Here is a 19,498-nt window from a genome sequence, read left to right on the forward strand (position 1 = left end):
GTCGGCGCCGGGGTGGAGAAGGACGGCGCCCGTCATGCCACGGGTTGACGCGCGGGTCCGGATCCTCGGGTGACGCGCGGGGCGCGGCGGGTTCCTAACGTCGTGGACATGCCTCGCACCCTCGTCGTCACCAATGACTTCCCGCCCAGGCAGGGCGGCATCGAGACCTTCGTGGACACGCTCGTACGACGGTTCCCGCCCGGCGCCGCCGTGGTGTACACGTCGGCCGAGCCGGGCGACGTGACGTACGACGCGACGTTCCCCCACCCCGTCGTACGCGACCGGGCGCGCACCCTGCTGCCCACCCGGCGCACCGGCCAGCGGGCCGTGGACATCGCCCGGCGCCACGGCTGCGACCGCGTCTGGTTCGGCGCCGCCGCGCCGCTCGGGCTGCTCGCCGGGCGGCTGCGGCGCGAGGCGTCGGTGCGCACGGTGGTCGCCACGACGCACGGCCACGAGGTGTGGTGGGCCCGTACCCCGGGCGCGCGTGCGCTGCTGCGCAGGATCGGCGCGGGAGCGGACTGCGTGACGTATCTCGGCGAGAGCACCCGGTGGCCCGTCCGGTGGGCGATGGACCCCTCGGCGCGGCTCGCGCGCCTGGTGCCCGGTGTCGACGCGACGGGCTTCAGCCCCGGCGTCGACGGGAGCGCGGTACGCGAGCGGTACGGGCTCGGCGACGGCAGGCCCGTCGTCCTGTGCGCCGCCCGCCTGGTGCCGCGCAAGGGGCAGGACACCCTGATCGAGGCGCTGCCGATGGTGCGCAGGGCGGTCGCCGACGCCACGTTGCTGCTGGTCGGCGCGGGTCCTTACGAGGCGAGGCTGCGCAGGATCGCCGAGGAGCAGGGCGTCGCTGACGGCGTCGTCTTCGCGGGCGGCCATCCGCACGAGGCGATGCCGCCGTTCTACGCGGCCGCCGACGCCTTCGCGATGCCGTGCCGCACGCGCAGGCGGGGCCTGGAGGTCGAGGGGCTCGGCATCGTCTTCCTGGAGGCGGCCGCCGCCGGACTGCCGGTGGTGGCGGGCGACTCGGGCGGCGCGCCGGACACCGTGCTCGACGGCGAGAGCGGCTACGTCGTCGACGGCCGTTCCCCCGCGGCCGTCGCGGACCGCCTCGTACGGCTGCTCAGGGACCGTGAACTCGCCCGCGCCATGGGGGAGAAGGGGCGGGCGTGGGTGCGGCGCGAGTGGAACTGGGACCGGTCCTACGAGGTGCTCTCGGGGCTGCTCGACGGGTGAGCGGGTGGGTGACCGGGTGGGTGAGCGGGTGGGTGAACGGCCCGCCCCGGCCTACGCGGACCGCAGCGAGGCGAGCGCCTCCGGTGCCTCCTCCACGGTGTCCACCAGCGCGATCCGCGACGCCATCGGCCGCTCCCGCGCCAGCGCCTTCAGGAGCGGCCAGGCCGGCAGGTGTTCCGTCCAGTGCACGCGGCCGACCAGGACCATCGGGGTGGGTTCGCCGCGGGACTCGTAGTAGTTGGGCGTCGCGTTGTCGAAGATCTCCTGGACCGTGCCCGCGGCGCCGGGCAGGAAGACGACGCCCGCGTTCGAGCGGGCCAGCAGGCCGTCCTCGCGGGTGGCGTTGGCGAAGTACTTGGCGAGGTGCGCGGCGAAGGCGTTCGGCGGCTCGTGGCCGTAGAACCAGGTGGGGATGCCCACCGAGGAGCCGCCGGACGGCCAGCGCTCACGGACGGCGAACGCCGCCTTCGCCCACTCGGTGACCGACGGCGTGAACGAGGGTGCCTTGGCGAGGAGTTCGAGCGCCTCGGCCAGCATCTCGTCGTCGAAGGGGGCCGCGTAGGCGCCGAGGTTCGCGGCCTCCATGGCGCCGGGGCCGCCGCCCGTCGCCACCGTGAGACCGGCCCTGGCCAGTTCGCGGCCGAGCCGTGCGGCGCCCGCGTAGTCGTCGGTGCCGCGGGCCATCGCGTGGCCGCCCATGACGCCCACCACCGGCGCGCCGACGAGCAGTTCGTCCAGGGCGTCGGAGATGGAGTCGTCGTGGATCGCGCGGAGCATCGAGGCGAAGACGTCGCCGTCGCTCTTGGTCCCCTGGAACCAGGCGTACGCGTGGGCGTCCGGCGTCGCGTCGTACCCGCCGTCGGCGAGGCCCGCGAACAGGTCGTCGGGAGAGTAGAGCAGACCGCGGTAGGGGTTGAACGGCAGGCCGGGGACCGGCGGGAAGACCAGTGCTCCCGCTGCCCTGATCCGGTCGGCGGCCTCCTGCCCCATCGGGCAGCCGAGGAAGACGGCGCCCGCCACGTCGGCCGCCAGGAGCGCGGAGGTGCGCTGCGTCAGATCGACGGCCTGGACGCGGCACCCGGCGATGCCGTCGCGCGCCGAGACCTCGTCGAACTCGGCGAGGGTCTCGATCTCACGGTCGTCGCCCGGGAGTTGCGGGGCGGATGCGTGTTCGGGGTTCGGCTGCATCCGCCCATGCTAAGCAGCACCGTGCGGGACGGGTCCGGTCAGCCCTGGACCTCGGAGGGGTCCATCCACATGATCTCCCAGGTGTGTCCGTCCAGGTCGTCGTAGGCGCGGCCGTACATCGTGCCGTAGTCCTGGACCTTGCCGGCCGTGCCGCCCGCGGCGACCGCCTTGTCGACGAGCTCGTCGACCTTCTCGCGGCTCTCGGCGCTCAGACAGACCAGGGTCTCGCTGACCTTGGTGGCGTCGGCGATCTCCTTCTGCGTGAAGGTCGCGTAGTGCTGCTTGCTGAGCATCATCGCGATGATGGTGTCGCTGATGACCACGCAGGCGCAGTCGTCGGTGGAGAACTGCGGGTTGATGCCGTAGCCGAGCTCCGTGAAGAACTTCTTGGACGCCGCGACGTCGTTCACGGCCAGGTTCACGAAGATCATCTGCTGGTACATGAGTGTCTCTCCCGGTGGGTGTGTCCCGTACGTGGGTGCCGTGTGGGTGCCACGTGCGTGCCGCGCGTGTGTCTTACGGAGGGGTAGACAGCAGTTCGACACGGAACTCATCGCCCGGCGCGAACCTTTCTCCCACGAGTTTTCCCGGGCCCCGGGAGCGGGGCCCGGAAGAGGCCCGCTCAGCCCACGAGCGGCACCGCGGCCAGTTCCGCGACCAGCCAGGTCAGCGGCCCGAACACGGAGGCGAGCGCGCCCGCCCGCAGCGCCGCCGAGCCGCGCAGCATCGTCGCGGGCGCCCCGAGCCGCAGCAGCGCCGCCGTCGTGTGCGAACGGGCCTGCCTGGCCTCGACCGCGGCGGTGGCCAGGGTGAGGACCGCGCAGCCCGCGACGAGCAGCGCGCCGAGGGTGGTGAGCGGACCGACGTCGGGGCGCGGGCCCGCGTAGAGGACGACCGAGGCGTACGCCCCCGAGGCCACCGCGCACACCACGCCGAGCGGCCGACCGATGCGCCGCGCCTCCTGCTGGAGCACGCGCCCGGCGAGCAGTCGGACCGCACCGGGCCGCACCGCCTGCAACAGCCGCCCGCACAGATGCGTGAGGCCGGGGCCCGCGAGCGCGAGGCCGAACGCGGTCAGCGCCCAGCCCGCGAGGACGCCCGCCGGGCTGCCCGCGAGCCCGCCCGGCATGGGCAGTCCCGAGCCCGCGCCGGAACCGTGCAGGGAGCGGCTCGCGTACGTCTCCACGGCGAGGCCCGCGGCGAGCAGCGCGACGCCCCAGGGCAGCCCGCCGGGCGCGGGCGTCGGGCCCTCGGGATCCTGCTCCGGCTCGGCGCCGGTCCCGGTCTTCGCGGGCAGCGGCCGCAGCACGAGCGCACTGGCCAGCGACGCGAGGATCGGGACGAGGGCGAGCAGGGTGAGCGCGGCGGCGAGCGGCAACGGCTTGTCGGCGGCGAGCAGTCCGGCCGCCGCTCCGTCGAAGGGGAGCCCCGAGAGGTCGCCGCGCAGATGCAGGAAGAAGAGCAGCGCCAGCATGGAGCCGAGGAGGCAGGCCACCGCCGTGGAGATCGCGGCGAGCAGCATCAGGCGGCCGGGCCCCAGGCCCACCGAGGAGAGCCCGGCGCGCGGCCGGGTGCCCGGGTCGGTGCGGGCCACGGCGACCGCGAAGTACACGGTGGCCGCGATCGGCGCGAGGCACCACGCGAGGCGCAGGGCGGATCCGGCGCCGGGGTGTTCCATCGCGTACGTCAGGGTGCAGAGCAGCAGGAAGCCGGTACCCGCGGACGCGGCGGCCACCATGAGCCGGCGCAGTTGGACGAGCGGGTGCGCGCCGCGGGCTAGACGGAGAGCGAGCACGCGGCCCGGCCTTCCGCCTCGGCGGTGCCGGCCACCGGCCGGGCGGGGTCACCGGAGCCCGGCAGGTGCACCGTGTGCACGCGTCGTCCGTCGAGCAGCGCGACGGTGCGGTCGGCGAGGGTGGCGACCTCCGCGTCGTGCGTGGCCAGGACGACCGTGATGCCGTGCGAGCGGGCCGCGGTGGTCAGGGTGCGCAGGACGTGCGCGCGGTCGGCCCGGTGCAGCGGCGCGGTGGGCTCGTCGGCGAAGATCACGGACGGCGTGCTCACCAGGGCGCGGGCGACGGCGACGCGCTGGCGCTCGGCGTGGAGGAGGGCGTGCGGGCGCTTGCGGGCGCAGGCGCCGATGTCGAGGCGCTCCAGCCACTCCAGGGCCGCGGGCTTGGCGACGCGGTGGGCGGCGCCGCGCAGCATCAGCGGCAGGGCGACGTTCTCCCAGGCGTTGAGCTCGGGGACGAGGTGCGGTTCGGGGTCGATCCAGCCGAACCGGTCCCTGCGCAGCCGCTCGCGCACCAGCGGGCGCATGGTGTGCACGGGCACGCTGTTGAACCAGATCTCGCCCTGCTGGGCGGGCAGCTGGCCGGAGAGGCAGCGCAGGAGGGTGGTCTTGCCGCTGCCGCGCGGGCCGCTGACCGCGAGGATCTCGCCCTCGCGGACACCGAGCGAGACGCCGGTGAGGGCGGGGGAGCCGTTGAGCTTGACGTGCAGAGCGCGTGCCCACAGCACGTCGTTGTCCGGTGGGGCAGCCATCGCGTACACCTCGGTTCAGATCAGTTTGCCTCCCCCGTACGGGGGAACGAAGGCGGGGCCGATCGGTCACTGGGCACGCTAAGGATTCGGGCGGACCTGCCCGGAAACGACGCGGCCCGGGGGCGCCCGTTCTCACTCGAACGGGCGCCCCCGGGGCCGGTGTTGATCGACCTGGGGCAGGTCGGTCAGAGCTTCGTCCAGGCCTCCGTGAGGACCTGGCGCAGAATGCCCTCGATCTCGTCGAAGGTCTCCTGGGTGGAGATCAGCGGCGGGGCGAGCTGGACGACCGGGTCGCCGCGGTCGTCGGCACGGCAGTACAGGCCGTTCTCGAAGAGCGCCTTGGAGAGGAAGCCGTACAGGACGCGCTCGGTCTCCTCGTCGTTGAACGTCTCCTTGGTGTTCTTGTCCTTCACCAGCTCGATGCCGTAGAAGAAGCCGTTGCCGCGGACGTCGCCGACGATCGGCAGGTCGTGCAGCTTGCGCAGGGTCTGGAAGAACGCGTCCTCGTTGTCGAGCACGTGCTGGTTCAGGCCCTCCTTCTCGAAGACGTCGAGGTTGGCGAGGCCGACCGCGGCGGACACCGGGTGACCGCCGAAGGTGTAGCCGTGCAGGAAGGTGTTGTCGCCCTTGTAGAACGGCTCCGCGATCTTGTCCGAGACGATGCAGGCGCCGATCGGGGAGTAGCCCGAGGTCATGCCCTTGGCGCAGGTGATCATGTCCGGGACGTAGCCGAACTTGTCGCAGGCGAACATCGTGCCGAGGCGGCCGAAGGCGCAGATGACCTCGTCGGAGACGAGCAGCACGTCGTACTTGTCGCAGATCTCGCGCACGCGCTGGAAGTAGCCGGGCGGGGGCGGGAAGCAGCCGCCCGCGTTCTGCACCGGCTCCAGGAAGACGGCCGCGACCGTCTCCGGGCCCTCGAAGAGGATCTCCTGCTCGATCTGGTCGGCGGCCCAGCGGCCGAAGGCCACAGGATCATCGGCGTGAGCGTGGCTCGGGGCGCGGTAGATGTTCGTGTTCGGCACCTTGTGCGCGCCGGGGACCAGCGGCTCGAAGGGGGCCTTGAGCGCGGGCAGACCGGTGATGGACAGGGCGCCCTGCGGGGTGCCGTGGTAGGCGACCGCGCGTGAGATGACCTTGTACTTCGTGTGGTTCCCGGTGAGCTTGTGGTACTGCTTCGCCAGCTTCCACGCGGTCTCGACGGCCTCGCCGCCACCGGTGGTGAAGAAGACCTTGTTGAGGTCGCCCGGCGCGTAGTCCGCGAGGCGCTCGGCGAGCTCGACGGCCTTCGGGTGGGCGTAGGACCACACCGGGAAGAAGGCCAGCTCCTGCGCCTGCTTGTAGGCGGTCTCGGCGAGCTCGTGACGGCCGTGGCCCGCGTTGACGACGAAGAGGCCGGACAGGCCGTCCAGGTACTTCTTGCCCTTGTCGTCGAAGATGTAGGTGCCCTCGCCACGCACGATGGTGGGCACGGGTGCGTTTTCGTAGTCCGACATGCGGGTGAAGTGCATCCACAGGTGGTCGTACGCGGTCTGGCTGAGGTCCTTGCTCACGGCTATCGGGTTCCCCACATATAGGTCTGCTTCTTGAGCTTGAGGTAGACGAAGCTCTCGGTGGAGCGCACGCCGGGGAGGGCGCGGATGCGCTTGTTGATGACTTCGAGCAGGTGGTCGTCGTCCTCGCAGACGATCTCCACCAGGAGGTCGTGCGAGCCCGCGGTCATCACCACGTACTCGGCCTCCGGCATGGCGGCCACGGCGTCCGCGACCGGGTCCACGTCGCCCTCGACGTCGATGCCGACCATCGCCTGCCTGCGGAAGCCCACGGTGAGCGGGTCCGTGACGGCGACGATCTGCATCACGCCCTGGTCGAGCAGCTTCTGGACGCGCTGGCGCACGGCCGCCTCGGAGAGGCCCACGGCCTTGCCGATCGCCGCGTACGGACGGCGTCCGTCCTCCTGGAGCTGTTCGATGATCGCCAGAGAGACGGCGTCCACGGGCGGGGTGCCGTTCCCGCCGCGGTTCGCGCCCGGATTCCCGGTGCGTGAGCCGCGGGGGCTGCTGGGGTCTGCGCTGCGACTTGCCACGACCTCACTGTGCACGACGTCTCGTCACTTCCGCAAGGCCGGATCGATGAATTTCGTTGTCTGCGACTTCAATCGTCACGGATTCCGCAGTTCTGGGCCGCTGGGTATGTTGAAAGCGTCGGTGCAGCGACTAGGGTGGGTGTCTCATCCACTGGACATCTGACTGGAGGGCCGGAAGTGACCACCGAGCTGCGCCGTCTGCGCAACTACATCAACGGAGAATTCCGGGACGCGGCCGACGGACGGACCACCGAGGTCATCAATCCGGCGACCGGCGAGGCGTACGCGACCGCGCCGCTGTCGGGTCAGGCCGACGTCGACGCGGCCATGAAGGCCGCCGCCGACGCGTTCCCCGCCTGGCGCGACCTCACCCCCGCCGAGCGCCAGAAGGCCCTGCTGAAGATCGCCGACGCCTTCGAGGAGCGCGCCGAGGAGCTGATCGCGGCCGAGGTCGAGAACACGGGCAAGCCGATCGGACTCACGCGGTCCGAGGAGATCCCGCCCATGGTCGACCAGATCCGCTTCTTCGCGGGTGCGGCCCGGATGCTCGAAGGACGCGCCGCCGGCGAGTACATGGAGGGTCTGACCTCCATCATCCGCCGCGAGCCGATCGGCGTCTGCGCGCAGGTCGCGCCGTGGAACTACCCGATGATGATGGGCGTGTGGAAGTTCGCCCCGGCCCTCGCGGCCGGTAACACGGTCGTCCTCAAGCCGTCCGACACGACCCCCGCGTCGACCGTCCTGATGGCCGAGATCATCGGCTCCATCGTGCCGCCCGGCGTCTTCAACGTCGTCACCGGCGACCGCGACACCGGCCGCCTCATGGTCGAGCACAAGACCCCGGCGATGGCCTCCATCACCGGCTCCGTGCGCGCCGGCATGCAGGTCGCCGAGTCCGCCTCCAAGGACCTCAAGCGGGTCCACCTGGAGCTCGGCGGCAAGGCCCCCGTCGTCGTCTTCGAGGACACCGACATCGCCAAGGCCGTCGAGGACATCTCGGTGGCGGGCTTCTTCAACGCGGGCCAGGACTGTACGGCCGCCACGCGCGTGCTCGTCCACGAGTCCATCCACGACGAGTTCGTGACGGCGCTCGCCAAGGCCGCCGCCGACACGAAGACCGGGCAGCCGGACGACGAGGACGTGCTGTACGGCCCGCTCAACAATGCCAACCAGCTGAAGCAGGTCACCGGCTTCATCGAGCGGCTGCCCGCCCACGCGCGCGTGGAGGCCGGCGGCCAGCGGGTCGGCGAGAAGGGCTACTTCTTCGCGCCGACCGTCGTCTCGGGCCTCAAGCAGGACGACGAGATCATCCAGAACGAGGTCTTCGGCCCCGTCATCACCGTCCAGTCCTTCACGGACGAGGCGCAGGCCGTCGAGTACGCGAACGGCGTCGACTACGCGCTGGCGTCCTCGGTGTGGACCAAGGACCACGCGCGCGCGATGCGGATGTCCAAGGTCCTCGACTTCGGCTGCGTCTGGATCAACACGCACATCCCGCTCGTCGCGGAGATGCCGCACGGCGGCTTCAAGAAGTCCGGCTACGGCAAGGACCTCTCGGCGTACGGGTTCGACGACTACACGCGCATCAAGCACGTGATGACGTCCATCGAGGGCTGACACGTCCGGTGCGGGCCGGTGGGTGCTCGCGCCCACGCGGCGGAGCCGCATGTGTCACAGCCCCGCGCCCCTCAAGGGGCTCCCCCTGGCCCGGACGATATTCGTGTGACGGGTCATCCGCCCCCGCGTACCGTTGCGTACGCGGGGGCGGCTCCGTGGTGTGCTTCCTTCTCCTATCTCTGTAAAAGATCCGTAGCGCACCCACTCTCCGCCCCCGCTTTCTCTGTACGACGGGGGTGGGACCTGATGACGCCGGTGAACGACGACCTCGCGGGACTGCTGCTGCGCCGCCGGCAGAGCGTGTCCGTGCCCGAGGGGACCGGGCGGTCCGCAGCCACCGACGCGGGCGTCGTCGTCCTCGAAGCCGAACTCGCCGACCGCGGCCACCTGTTGACCGCCCCGCTGCGCCGCGCGCTGACCGCGCTGTCCGTCCAGGGCCTCGCCACGACCGGGCGCGCGCTGCTCGACGGGGTCGACGCCCTGATGGGCTCGGACCGTCGGCACGCCCCGCTGTTCGCGCGCTTCCCCGCCGAGACCGCCTACCGGCCCGCGTACGAGCGCTACACCTCCGTCGTCGCCGAGCACCTCGCCGCCCAGCCGCACCAGCCCTGCATGAACTGCGCGGGCACCAAGGCACGCGTGCGCGCGCTCGCGCCCTGCGCCCACCTGCTGTGTGACGACTGCCTCGGCGCGAAGCGGGACGTCTGGTACTGCTGCGACCAGTGCTGCGAGTGGTACGCCTGCCCGATCTGCGACCAGCGCTACGAGACCGACGGCCCCGTCGACCCCTGGCTCGACACCGGCGCCGGACTCGGCGGGGACGGCGGGCCCGTGCTGCGCGCCCTGCGCCTCGGCGAGCCCGGCGACGCCGCCGCCGAGCTCACCGCGCTGCTCGCCCGCCGCACGCCCCTGAACCCCCAGGACCACGACGACCTCGTCCTGCTCCTCGGCCATCTGGACCCGGCCGGGGCCGCGGACTGGCTGCCGCCCGCCGTCCCGCTGCGCGAGAGCAAGGCGCTCGCCCTCGCCCCGCTGCTCGACGTCCCCGAGGCGCGCCCGCTGATCGCGCGGTACGCGGACACCGCCACGGATGTGCTGCGGATCCTCGCCGTACGCTCCGGAGGCGACCCCGACCTGCTCGAACTGCCGCGGCTGCGCGGCCTTTCACGCCCCGTGCGCCGTGAGCTGCTCGCGCTGCTCGAAGGACTCGACTTCCGGCGGCTCGCCGAGGACCTGGCACGCCACCCGCGCGCGTGGAAGCGGGCGGGCGAGATCCTGCACCCCTTCGAGCGCGCCCACCGGCACCCGCGCGTGGCGCTCGCCTTCGCCGTGCTGCGCGAGACCCGCGTCGGCGACGGCCCGCTCGGCGAGGTGCTGCTCGCCGAGGCCGTCCGCCACGACGACGTGCGCCTGGCGGGGGACCGGCTGCGCGTGGTCACCTGGCAGGCGCGCGTCGAGGAGGCGCTGGGCCGCTGGGACACCGACACCGCCGTACGACTCCTTGGCGAGCGCCCCGGTGAACTCCTGCGCCGCCTCGACCTGTTGCTGGCCCGGTCCGGCGAGGCGACCCTTCCGGAGCCGGTCGGCGAGGCCCTCGCGCGGGCCCTGCCGCGCACCGCGCCGGGACCGCTGCTCGGCGCGTACGGCCGGATGAAGGTCCGTGCCGTCCCCGGGCACCGCCGCGTCTTCTTCCCGCGCGGGCGCGTCACCAAGGCCTACGCGATCGAGGACGAGCGGCCGCCGCTGCCCGTCAGGGTCGCGGGCCGCGCCGGAGAGCTGATCGAGGCGGAGGCCGTGCGGCGCCTGGCCGGGCGCGCGGGGGAGCGGTACGACGTGGCCGTCCTGGACGCCTCGCTCGCCGACCTGCCCGTGCCGTTCGCCGAGCGGGCGTCGGCGGCCTCGCTGGTCGCCGTGCCGCGCGGCGGCTCGCTGCCCATGCCCGCGGACAGCGAGACCGTCCGGCTCTTCCTGCACTGGCTCCAGCCCAAGGGCCTGCGCGTCGACCTCGATCTGTCCGTCGCGCTCTACGACGACCTGTGGCGCTTCGTGGGCCTGTGCGACTACACGCAGCTGGAGCACGCGGGCGGTGCCGCGCGGCACTCCGGGGACCTGACATCGGCGCCCGCGCCGCACGGCGCCACCGAGTACCTGGACCTGGACCTGCCGCGCCTGGCGCACACGGGCGTACGGTTCGTGGTCCCCGTGGTCCTCTCGTACAACGACGTGCCCTTCGACGAACTCCCGGACGCCTTCGCCGGGTTCATGGCCGTGACGGACAAGGGGCGTGCGGTCTACGACCCGCGCACCGTGCGGCAGCGCTTCGACCTCGCGGGCAACGCGACGGTCCGCGTACCGATGATCGTCGACCTGCGGACGCGGCGCGCGTGGTGGGCCGACGTCACCCTCACCACGGACGTGGGCAGCCACTCCGTGTGGCGGTACGAGAGGCGGCTCGGGCGGCTGGGGAACGACCTGCTCGACACCTTCACCCCGGGCGGCCGCGCCACCCTGTGGGACCTGGCCTGCTGGGCGGCGGCCGCCCGCACCGACGGCGAGGTGTACGTGCGCGGGCGCGGCCACGTCCTGTGGGGCTACCGTCGCGCCGAGGACGAGCCGCGCGCCGACTTCGCGCTGCGCATCAGGGACGGCTGGGATCCCGACGCGCTGCGCGCGGAGCCGGAGCTCGCGGACCGCCGGGTCCTTCTCGCGCTGCTGCACGGGGAGTTGGCGGGCGCGGAGCACGCCGCGTCCGGCACGGCGTACCGGCTCTACCCGGGTCCCGTCGACGCCGCCCCGCTGGAGCGGATCACGGCGGGGGACCTGGCGGGGTGGCTGGAGCCCGCGGTGCCGTCCGCGCCCTGAGGTGATCGACAAGGTGTCGGCTCCACGGGGCGCGGCTCGACGCTGCGTCCATTGCGGGTGCCCCGCGGGCGGGCGCATGCTGCCGGGGTGCGAGCGAACCCCAGAGCCTCCTCCGTGTCCCGCCGTTCCCTGCTGCGCGCCATCGGCGGCGGGGCGGCCGTCAGTACGCTCGCGGGCTGCGGTGTGCCCGCCGCCTACATCGGCCCCGGCGAGCGGGCCGCCGGCGACCGCTCGCGGCAGGACAAGAAGCTGACCTTCGCCAACTGGCCGCTGTACATCGACACCGACGACAAGGACAAGACGAAGCGCCCCTCGCTGGACGCCTTCGAGAAGCGGACCGGGATCGACGTCCGCTACACGGAGGAGATCAACGACAACGACGAGTTCTTCGGCAAGATCAGCCCCTCCCTGATGAACCACCAGGAGACGGGCCGCGACCTCATCGTCATCAGCGACTGGATGTGCGCCCGTTTCGTACGGCTCGGCTGGGTGCAGGAGATGGACCGGGCGCACCAGCCCAACGTCACCAAGTACCTCGACCCGCTGCTGCGTTCGCCGCACTTCGACCCGGGGCGCAAGTTCACCGTGCCCTGGCAGTCGGGCATCACCGGCATCGCGTACAACAAGCGCAGGGTCGGCCGCGAGATCAAGCACGTCTCCGACCTGTGGGCCGACGACCTCAAGGGCCGGGTCACGCTGCTCTCCGGGCTCGACGAGGCGTTCGCGCTGCTGCTCCAGGGCGACGGCGTCGACGTCACCCAGTGGAAGGCCGACGACTTCCACCGGATGTGCGACAAGGTCGAGAAGATGGTGAACTCCCACCACATCCGCCGCTTCACCGGCAACGACTACATCAAGGACCTCTCCAGCGGCGACGTCCTGGCCTGCCAGGCCTACAGCGGCGACGTCATCCAGCTCCAGGCGGACGACCCGGACATCGAGTTCGTCGTCCCCGAGGAGGGCGGCGAGCTGTGGGCGGAGTCCCTGATGATCCCCAACCTCGCCCGCCACAAGCAGAACGCCGAGCGGCTCATCGACCACTACTACGACCCCGAGGTCGCCGCGGAACTCGCCGCCTGGGTCAACTACGTCTGCCCCGTCCCCGCCGCCCGCGACATCCTCGCCTCCGCCAAGGACAAGGACCTCGCGGAGCTCGCCGAGGACCCGCTGATCTTCCCCGACGACGCGATGCGCAAGCGGCTCGCGATCGCGCGCGACATCACGTCGAAGGAGCGGACGGAGTTCGCGAAGCGGTGGAACGCGTTGGCGGGGCTGTAGCGTCGGCGGTTCGCTTAGTCGTTCCTTCCTCATCTCCCGTGGTTTGCACGGGTGTTGTGGGTACTCGCGGTGCCCCGGTACCAGTGAGGGAGAAGGAAATGGAGTGGCTCGACAGGGCGGCGTGCGTACGGGAGAACCAGGACCCGGAGTTGTTCTTCCCGGTGGGTGGCTCCGGGCCCGCCGTGGCGGACGTCCGCGAGGCGAAGGCCGTGTGCTGCCGCTGCCCGGTGGCGACCCAATGTCTGGAGTACGCCCTGAGCACGAAGCAGGCGGCGGGCGTGTGGGGCGGTATGTCGGAGACCGAGCGGGCGGCGATGTCCAGGGCCGCGCGGCGCAGGGCACGCCAGGCGAATCGGCGTGCTCCGGCCGGGCGGGGTGCCGAGGGGCGTGGCGCGGAGGGGCGTGGCGCGGAGGGGCGTGGTGCGGAGGGGCGGAGTTCCCGGACGCGGCCCGCCGCCGAACGGGCTCCGGCCCGGCGGTCCTCGTCCTGACGGGGGTCCTGTCGGGGCGTCGGCCCTGGAGCGACCAGGCCGGATCGGGCTCGGGTTATGCCACGGTGGGCGGGACGTCGGATCGGGCTACGCCGATCCGGACCGCCCAGACCAGGGCGATCGCCACGACGAGTCCCGCGGCGAACGGCAGGAACGCGGCGGTGGTCTCGGGGAAGGCGACGGGGCCGGTCAGTTGCGTCATCAGGCCCGGGTATCCAGGGCCGGGCCCTCAACGCCGGGTGGTGGAGCGCTTTGTGCGCGGGCGCCGCCACGTCCTGCGCAGGAACTGCCCGGCGTCCTCGATCGCCCACCCGGCCCGCAGCCGCCAGGCGTCCAGCCTGCCCGTCACCGGGCTCAGGGCCTTGCGCCACTTGAACCACGGCGGCAGGTCACGGAACGGCACGAACGTCAGGGTGTCCCCGATCGCGTCCGCCGCGAAGCCGCCGGGACCCTCGGCGCGCAGCGCCGCGTACAGCTCCGGAGTCAGGGCGCCGTTGAGGCGGGCCGCGGTGCCCGCCGCCGTGAACGCGAAGCCGCGCTGATGGGGGTCGGCCACGCCCATCGCCCTGACGATCCGCGGCGACGCGTCCGCCAGCGCGCACTGGAATGCGAGGCCGATGGCCGCCGTCCCGATCCGCCGCTCGCCGCGGGCGAACGCGGCGTCCCACTCGCCCGGGTCGTCGAGGCGCAGGAGTCCCTCGCCGCTCTCCCAGTCCCACCCGGATGCCATGACCGACGCCGTCCCTCCCGCCCGCTGCCCTTACCGACCCGACCCGACCCGACCCGACCCGACCGATCATGCCCGATCGCCGGGGCCGGGAAGGGCGGCGGGGCGTCGCTTCAGCTCATCGCCGCCAGCGCGATCCGCTCGGCCACCGGGTTCATGCCCTCGCCCTTCGCGTCGGTCGCGTTGACCGAGTAGACGAGGGTGCGGGAGCCGTCCTCGGTGGCGGCGATCATGTTCGAGTAGCCGTAGCGGGCGCCCGTCTTGAGCCAGAGCACCTTGCCGCCCAGCTCGTAGCGCTGGAGGCCCGCGCCGAACGTCGCGCCCTCGGCCTTCGGCGGCAGCGTGAACATCTCCTTCAACTGCGGCTCGGGCACGAGCCTTCCGTCGAACAGCGCCTGGGTGAAGGCCTCCAGGTCGGCCGTGGAGGAGATCATGTCGCCCGCGGCGAAACGGTCGTACTGATTCCACTCGGTCACGTCGACGAGCCGGGTGGTGCCGTCCGCCCGCTCCATCGTCTGGTACCCGCGGTTGTGCGGGCCGCGGATACGGATTTCGGTGCCGGGGAAGTACGTGTCGTCCATGCCCAGCGGTTCGAGGATCCGCTGCTTCACCTGGGCGGCGTACGAGTCCCCGGTGACCTTCTCGATCAGCATGCCGAGCACGGTGTAGCCGATGTTGCCGTAGTGCTGCTCCGCGCCGGGGTCGTGCGCGGGGCCCTGGGCGATGGACGACGCGACGACGGCCTTGTAGTCCAGCGTGTCGAAGCGGTGTGCGTACTCGTCGTCGAAGCCGTCGCCCGGCTCCAGACCGCTCGTGTAGTTGAGCAGGCTGCGTACGGGGATGGGCAGGAACTCCTTCTTGTCCCGGGCCTTGCCCTGGGCCTTGTCTGCCTTGGCCTGTCTCTTGCCCTGGCCGCGCTTCGTGTCCTTGAACAGCTCCGGCAGATAGCGCTGGACCGGGGCGTCGAGGTCGAGCTCCCCCTCGGCGGCGAGCTGGAGCGCCACGGCGGCCGTCACGATCTTCGTCGTGGACCCGGCGCGGAACCGGCCGTGCGGATCGGCCTTGCGGTGGGTCACCAGGTCGTGCACGCCCGAACTGCCGCGCCAGTCGCCCTCGGTGTCGCTCACGCGGACGAGCGCGGCGGTGGCGTCGGCGTTCGGCAGCCCCTTGATCGCCTCGCGCAGGGCCTTGGTGTTGGGGCCGCTGGACGCGGTGTCCGGGGCCGTGGTGCTCGTGGCCGGGGAGTGGGCCAGGGCGGGTGCGGCGGCCGCGCCGGTGAGACCGAGGACGAGGGCGGCGGCGAGGGCGGCGCGGGCGGTGGCCTTCATGGGGAGGGGCTCCTGAGTGATCGTCGCGGTGTGGTGATCTCATCCTCGCGAGCACCGGAGCCGGGCGGATCGTCACCGAGGATGGCGTGGGCCCCGCGGGGCGTCGGGGTCAAGAGGCGGCTGGATCAGGGGTGTTGGCCGGGTGATCCCCTAAGGGGTGCGGCGGGTGGCTTCGGAGACGTCGGCGCCGGCAGCGGTGCCGGTGCCGGTGTCAGCGTCGGCGTCGGCGTCGGCGTCGATCTCGGTGTCCGCGCGCTCCTGGGCCGCCATCACCGCGTCCCCGTGCTCGTGCGCCCACACCCCGAAGGCCTCGATCGGTGCGAGCAACGTGCGGCCGAGCGCGGTGAGTTCGTACTCGACCCGGGGCGGCGACCCGGCGTACGAGGCGCGGGTCACCAGGCCGTTGTACGTCAGGCGCCGCAGCGTCTCGGTGAGGACCTTGGGGCTGATGCCGCCGATCATGCCGAGGAGCTCGCGGGGGCGGCGCGGGCCGTGTCGCAGGGACCACAGGAGCACGGCGTTCCAGGTGTTGGCGAGCAGGTCGAAGGCGAGGCGGGCGCGGCAGTCGGCGAGCAGCTCACGGTCGGTGGTCACGTACCGAATGGTGCCCGAGCCGCTTCCTAGTGTCGTCCTCGATCCCGGCGGCAGGGCCGGGCGGCGAGAGGAATCGGCATGCGGATCGGTGTCATCGGCACGGGCAACATGGCGGACGCGCTCGGCACGCACTGGGTGCGGGCGGGCCACGAGGTGCTGATCGGCGGGCGGGACGGGAAGGCCGCTGCGGCGCTCGCCGCCCGCATCGGGGCCGGGCGGCACGGATCGCCGCGCGCGGCCGCCGAGTTCGGCGACGTGGTGCTGTTCGCGCTCCCGTACGCGGCGGGCGCGCCGGTGGCCGCCGCACTCGGCACGGCCCTGCGCGGCCGGGTGCTTATCGACTGCTCCAACCCGGTGGGCGCGGGATTCGCCCTGCTCACGGAGGCGGACGGCGGCCCGTCGGCGGCTCGCCGCCTCGCCGAAGCGGCGCCCGGCGCCCACGTGGTGAAGGCCTTCAACCTCTGTCACGAGGACGTCTGGCGCATGACCCCGCCGGTCTTCGGCGGGCGGCCGCTCGCGGTGCCGCTCTGCGGGGACGACGAGGAAGCGCTGGCCGTCGTACGCCAGTTGGTGCGGGACACCGGCTGCACGCCGGTCCGGGCGGGCGGACTGGCCAGGGCGGGTCTGCTGGAGGCGACGGCGGCGCTGGTGATCGGCGTGTGGGTGGGGGAGGGGGCGGACGCGCAGGCGATGCTGCCGCCGCTGGTCTGACGGGGCCCTCCGGGACGGCCGCCCCGGGGTCAGGCGCCGCGCAGCTCGTGCAGGAGGTCGACGCGGTTGGTGGTGATCGAGTCGACGCCCGCGTCGATGAGGGCGCGCATCGAGCGGCGGGTGTCCGGGGTCCAGGCGGAGACGAGGAAGCCCTCGCGGTGCACCTGGAAGGCGAGTTCGCGGTCGACCAGCGGGAAGCGGTAGTTGAGCCAGCGCGGCTTCACCGCGTCGAGCACGGCGCGGCGGGGCGGCGCGAGGCTCGTCCAGGTCAGCGCGATCTCGGCGGCGGGATCGGCGGCGCGCACCGCGAGCATGGTCTGCGCGCCCGCGCAGTAGTACGCCCGCTCGGCGGCTCCGCACTCCGCGACGACGCCGACGACCGTGCGGACGGAGGCGGGCGTCGCGCCCGGCAGATCGATCATCAGCCGGTGTTCCCCGGTGGCCGCGAGGGCCGCTTCGAGGGTGGGCACGCCGTCATCGGTGAGACCGGCGACCTCGGCCGACGACAGCGCGGCGACCGGACGGTCGTACCCCCACAGCCGCTTGAGGGACTCGTCGTGCAGCAGGACGGGCACGCCGTCGCTGGTCAGGCGGACGTCGATCTCCACCGCGTCCGCGCCCCTCGCCAGCGCGGAGCGCAGCGAAGGGAGGGTGTTCTCGCGGACGCGGTAGGGATCGCCTCGGTGGGCCACAGCTGTCACGGTGCGCATGGGCCCATTGTGGTGCCGGAGTTACGGGGCGAGCCACGTCTCCGTGTACGTGTCGATCTCGGCGGCGATGCGGTCCTTGCCCGTCCGGTCGAGGAAGGACGCCTCGACGGCGTTCTTGGCGAGGGCCGCGATGCCGCGCTCGTCGAGGTTGAGGAGGCGGGCCGCGACGGCGTACTCGGTGTTGAGGTCGGTGCCGAACATCGGCGGGTCGTCGGAGTTGACCGTCACCGTCACCCCTGCCTCGACGAACTGCTTGATCGGGTGCTCGCCCAGGGTGCGGACCGCGCGGGTCGCGATGTTCGAGGTCGGGCAGACCTCGAGGGGGATGCCGCGCTCGGCGAGGTGCGCGAGCAGCTTCGGGTCCTGGGCGGAGCTGGTGCCGTGGCCGATGCGCTCGGCGCCGAGGTGGGTCAGCGCGTCCCAGACGGTCTCGGGCCCGGTGGTCTCGCCCGCGTGCGGCACCGAGTGCAGGCCCGCGGCGATCGCCTGGTCGAAGTACGGCTTGAACTGCGGGCGCGGCACGCCGATCTCGGGCCCGCCGAGCCCGAAGGAGACCAGGCCCTCGGGGCGCAGCTCGTCGGTGGTGGCGAGCCGGAGCGTCTCCTCGGCCGATTCGAGACCGGCCTCACCGGGGATGTCGAAGCACCAGCGCAGTACGGTGCCGAACTCCTTCTCGGCGGACTTGCGGGCGTCCTCGATGGCGTCCATGAAGGCGCGGTCGTCGATGCCGCGGCGCACGGAGGAGTACGGGGTGATGGTCAGCTCGGCGTAGCGGACGTTCTGCCGGGCCATGTCCCTGGCCACCTCGTAGGTGAGCAGGCGCACGTCGTCCGGGGTGCGGATCAGGTCCACGACGGAGAGGTAGACCTGGATGAAGTGCGCGAAGTCCGTGAACGTGAAGTAGTCGGCGAGCGCCTCGGGGTCCGTCGGCACCGCGGAGTCGGGGTGCCGGGCGGCGAGCTCGGAGACGATCCGGGGGGAGGCCGAGCCCACGTGGTGCACGTGCAGTTCCGCCTTGGGCAGCCCCGCGATGAAGGCGTGCGGGTCTCTGTCCTGCGTGGCTGCGGTCTGCTGGTCGGTCACGGTTTCCTCCCCAGGAACGGGCTTGATCGGCTGATCGATGGGACGGGGATCATCCTAGGTCGGCACCGGTGGGCGCCGGTCGGCGCGGGCGAACCAGGGGCCGTAGCATGACGGAACGTACGAAAGAGGTGACCCGCCATGTCTGAGGACGATGCCGCGCGGGGCGCGGACGCGCCTCAGGAGCGGGATCCCTGGGCCCCGCCCGCGGAGGACGCGGCTCCGCCGCCGTCCCTTGAGAAGCGGGGGGCGTGGGCGCCGCCGCCGGGGCAGTGGCAGGGGCCGGGCCCGGTGCAGGGGCCAGGGCCTTCGGCGCCGCCGTACGGTGATCCCTTCGCGCCGCCCGGCGCGGCGCAGGGCGAGCCGGTGCCGCCGCCTCCGGTGTCGCCGGACGGGCCGGGGCAGGTGCCGTACGGGTATCCGGGCTACGGGGGATATCAGGGGCAGGCGGATTACGCGGGGCATCCCGGGTACCAGGGGCAGCAGGGGCATCCGGGGTACGACGGATTTCAGGGGCCTCAGGGGTACGCCGGGTATCCCGGCTACCCGGTGCAGGGCCCGCCCGGATACGGCTGGCCCGCGATGCCGATGGCCCCCGCCAACGGCATGGGCGTCGCCGCGCTCGTCCTCGGCATCGTCTCCGCGGTCGGCTTCTGCCTGTGGCCCCTCGCGATCGTGCTCGGCATCCTCGCGGTGATCTTCGGCGCGGTGGGCCGCCGCAAGGCCCGGCGGGGCGAGGCCACCAACGCGGGACAGGCGCTGGCCGGGATCATCTGCGGCGCGGCCGGGATCGTGCTCGGGGTGGCGATGCTGGTCTTCGTGCTGGTGGTGCCCGACGACGACGGTGACGCGGGGTCGGACGATCCGGGGTTCTCGGCGGCCACTGGCGCATGGGCCTTGGACCGTGACGTGCCGACCGGCAGCTGAACTGTCCCGCCGCTCCGCGGCGGATGCGTTCCCCAGCCGCTCACCCGTGACTCCGAACCGGACGGTTCGGGTAGGGGCGATGGCTCGTACCTCGCCGGCCGGCGCGGAGATTCGGGCGG

At 72.7% G+C, this 19,498-nt stretch carries 18 protein-coding genes and 1 pseudogene; 7 read left to right on the forward strand and 12 right to left on the reverse strand.

Annotated features, from left to right (window positions below):
- The first annotated feature begins 108 nt into the window (after positions 1–108).
- On the forward strand, positions 109–1,236 hold the full coding sequence (locus ACIO9J_RS10525; RefSeq protein WP_401995584.1) for a glycosyltransferase family 4 protein: 1,128 nt from the start codon (positions 109–111) through the stop codon (positions 1,234–1,236).
- 51 nt (positions 1,237–1,287) lie between these two features.
- On the opposite strand, the gene ACIO9J_RS10530 is transcribed toward ACIO9J_RS10525, so the two are convergent.
- The 6 genes from ACIO9J_RS10530 to ACIO9J_RS10555 form a co-directional block, all read right to left on the reverse strand.
- On the reverse strand, positions 1,288–2,424 hold the full coding sequence (locus tag ACIO9J_RS10530) for an LOG family protein (RefSeq protein ID WP_401995587.1): 1,137 nt from the start codon (positions 2,422–2,424) through the stop codon (positions 1,288–1,290).
- 38 nt (positions 2,425–2,462) lie between these two features.
- Positions 2,463–2,867, reverse strand: a complete 405-nt coding sequence (locus ACIO9J_RS10535; RefSeq protein WP_401995590.1) for a VOC family protein — start codon at positions 2,865–2,867, stop codon at positions 2,463–2,465.
- Between the two features lie 179 nt (positions 2,868–3,046).
- Positions 3,047–4,219, reverse strand: a complete 1,173-nt coding sequence (locus tag ACIO9J_RS10540) for a hypothetical protein (RefSeq protein WP_401995593.1) — start codon at positions 4,217–4,219, stop codon at positions 3,047–3,049.
- Complete coding sequence (locus ACIO9J_RS10545) at positions 4,201–4,968, reverse strand: ABC transporter ATP-binding protein (RefSeq protein ID WP_401995596.1); 768 nt, start codon at positions 4,966–4,968, stop codon at positions 4,201–4,203. The genes ACIO9J_RS10540 and ACIO9J_RS10545 overlap by 19 nt, the downstream gene beginning before the upstream one ends.
- Before the next feature lie 185 nt (positions 4,969–5,153).
- Positions 5,154–6,539: an aspartate aminotransferase family protein gene (locus ACIO9J_RS10550; RefSeq protein ID WP_401995599.1), complete on the reverse strand. Its 1,386-nt coding sequence runs from the start codon at positions 6,537–6,539 to the stop codon at positions 5,154–5,156.
- Positions 6,524–7,069: an Lrp/AsnC family transcriptional regulator gene (locus tag ACIO9J_RS10555; RefSeq protein ID WP_401995602.1), complete on the reverse strand. Its 546-nt coding sequence runs from the start codon at positions 7,067–7,069 to the stop codon at positions 6,524–6,526. Before ACIO9J_RS10555 ends, ACIO9J_RS10550 begins: the two co-directional genes overlap by 16 nt.
- Positions 7,070–7,231: 162 nt before the next feature.
- On the opposite strand from ACIO9J_RS10555, the gene ACIO9J_RS10560 reads away from it, so the two are divergent.
- The 4 genes and pseudogenes from ACIO9J_RS10560 to ACIO9J_RS10575 all read left to right on the forward strand — a co-directional run.
- Entirely contained in the window at positions 7,232–8,671 is a 1,440-nt protein-coding gene (locus ACIO9J_RS10560; protein ID WP_401995605.1) for a gamma-aminobutyraldehyde dehydrogenase, read from the forward strand.
- Between the two features lie 246 nt (positions 8,672–8,917).
- Complete coding sequence (locus ACIO9J_RS10565; RefSeq protein WP_401995608.1) at positions 8,918–11,533, forward strand: MXAN_6230/SCO0854 family RING domain-containing protein; 2,616 nt, start codon at positions 8,918–8,920, stop codon at positions 11,531–11,533.
- 114 nt (positions 11,534–11,647) lie between these two features.
- Positions 11,648–12,811 carry a PotD/PotF family extracellular solute-binding protein gene (locus tag ACIO9J_RS10570; RefSeq protein WP_401995611.1) on the forward strand — a complete coding sequence of 388 codons (1,164 nt, stop codon included), beginning with the start codon at positions 11,648–11,650 and terminating at the stop codon, positions 12,809–12,811.
- Between the two features lie 98 nt (positions 12,812–12,909).
- Positions 12,910–13,164: pseudogene (locus ACIO9J_RS10575) on the forward strand (WhiB family transcriptional regulator); the annotation flags it as partial.
- Positions 13,165–13,357: 193 nt separating this feature from the next.
- Here ACIO9J_RS10575 and ACIO9J_RS10580 read toward each other — a convergent pair.
- The 4 genes from ACIO9J_RS10580 to ACIO9J_RS10595 form a co-directional block, all read right to left on the reverse strand.
- A complete protein-coding gene (locus ACIO9J_RS10580) occupies positions 13,358–13,504 on the reverse strand; it encodes a hypothetical protein (RefSeq protein WP_401995614.1) in 147 nt (48 codons plus the stop codon).
- A gap of 27 nt (positions 13,505–13,531) precedes the next feature.
- Positions 13,532–14,032 carry a hypothetical protein gene (locus tag ACIO9J_RS10585; RefSeq protein WP_401995617.1) on the reverse strand — a complete coding sequence of 167 codons (501 nt, stop codon included), beginning with the start codon at positions 14,030–14,032 and terminating at the stop codon, positions 13,532–13,534.
- Between the two features lie 110 nt (positions 14,033–14,142).
- Entirely contained in the window at positions 14,143–15,357 is a 1,215-nt protein-coding gene (locus ACIO9J_RS10590; protein WP_401995620.1) for a serine hydrolase domain-containing protein, read from the reverse strand.
- A 150-nt stretch (positions 15,358–15,507) separates the two neighbouring features.
- A complete protein-coding gene (locus ACIO9J_RS10595) occupies positions 15,508–15,951 on the reverse strand; it encodes a winged helix-turn-helix transcriptional regulator (protein WP_401995623.1) in 444 nt (147 codons plus the stop codon).
- Positions 15,952–16,029: 78 nt separating this feature from the next.
- Here ACIO9J_RS10595 and ACIO9J_RS10600 point away from each other — a divergent pair, with 78 nt between their 5' ends.
- On the forward strand, positions 16,030–16,662 hold the full coding sequence (locus tag ACIO9J_RS10600; protein WP_401995625.1) for an NADPH-dependent F420 reductase: 633 nt from the start codon (positions 16,030–16,032) through the stop codon (positions 16,660–16,662).
- A 29-nt stretch (positions 16,663–16,691) separates the two neighbouring features.
- Here the strand turns inward: ACIO9J_RS10600 and ACIO9J_RS10605 are convergent, their stop codons facing one another.
- Positions 16,692–17,372 carry a glycerophosphodiester phosphodiesterase gene (locus ACIO9J_RS10605; RefSeq protein ID WP_401995628.1) on the reverse strand — a complete coding sequence of 227 codons (681 nt, stop codon included), beginning with the start codon at positions 17,370–17,372 and terminating at the stop codon, positions 16,692–16,694.
- Positions 17,373–17,393: 21 nt separating this feature from the next.
- Positions 17,394–18,455, reverse strand: a complete 1,062-nt coding sequence (locus ACIO9J_RS10610) for an adenosine deaminase (RefSeq protein WP_401995631.1) — start codon at positions 18,453–18,455, stop codon at positions 17,394–17,396.
- Positions 18,456–18,593: 138 nt separating this feature from the next.
- On the opposite strand from ACIO9J_RS10610, the gene ACIO9J_RS10615 reads away from it, so the two are divergent.
- Positions 18,594–19,379 (forward strand): DUF4190 domain-containing protein, encoded by a 786-nt coding sequence (locus ACIO9J_RS10615; RefSeq protein ID WP_401995634.1) that lies wholly within the window; start codon positions 18,594–18,596, stop codon positions 19,377–19,379.
- Positions 19,380–19,498: the final 119 nt, after the last annotated feature.

It is taken from the genome of Streptomyces sp. NPDC087300 (assembly GCF_044744425.1).
Taxonomy (GTDB): Bacteria; Actinomycetota; Actinomycetes; order Streptomycetales; family Streptomycetaceae; genus Streptomyces.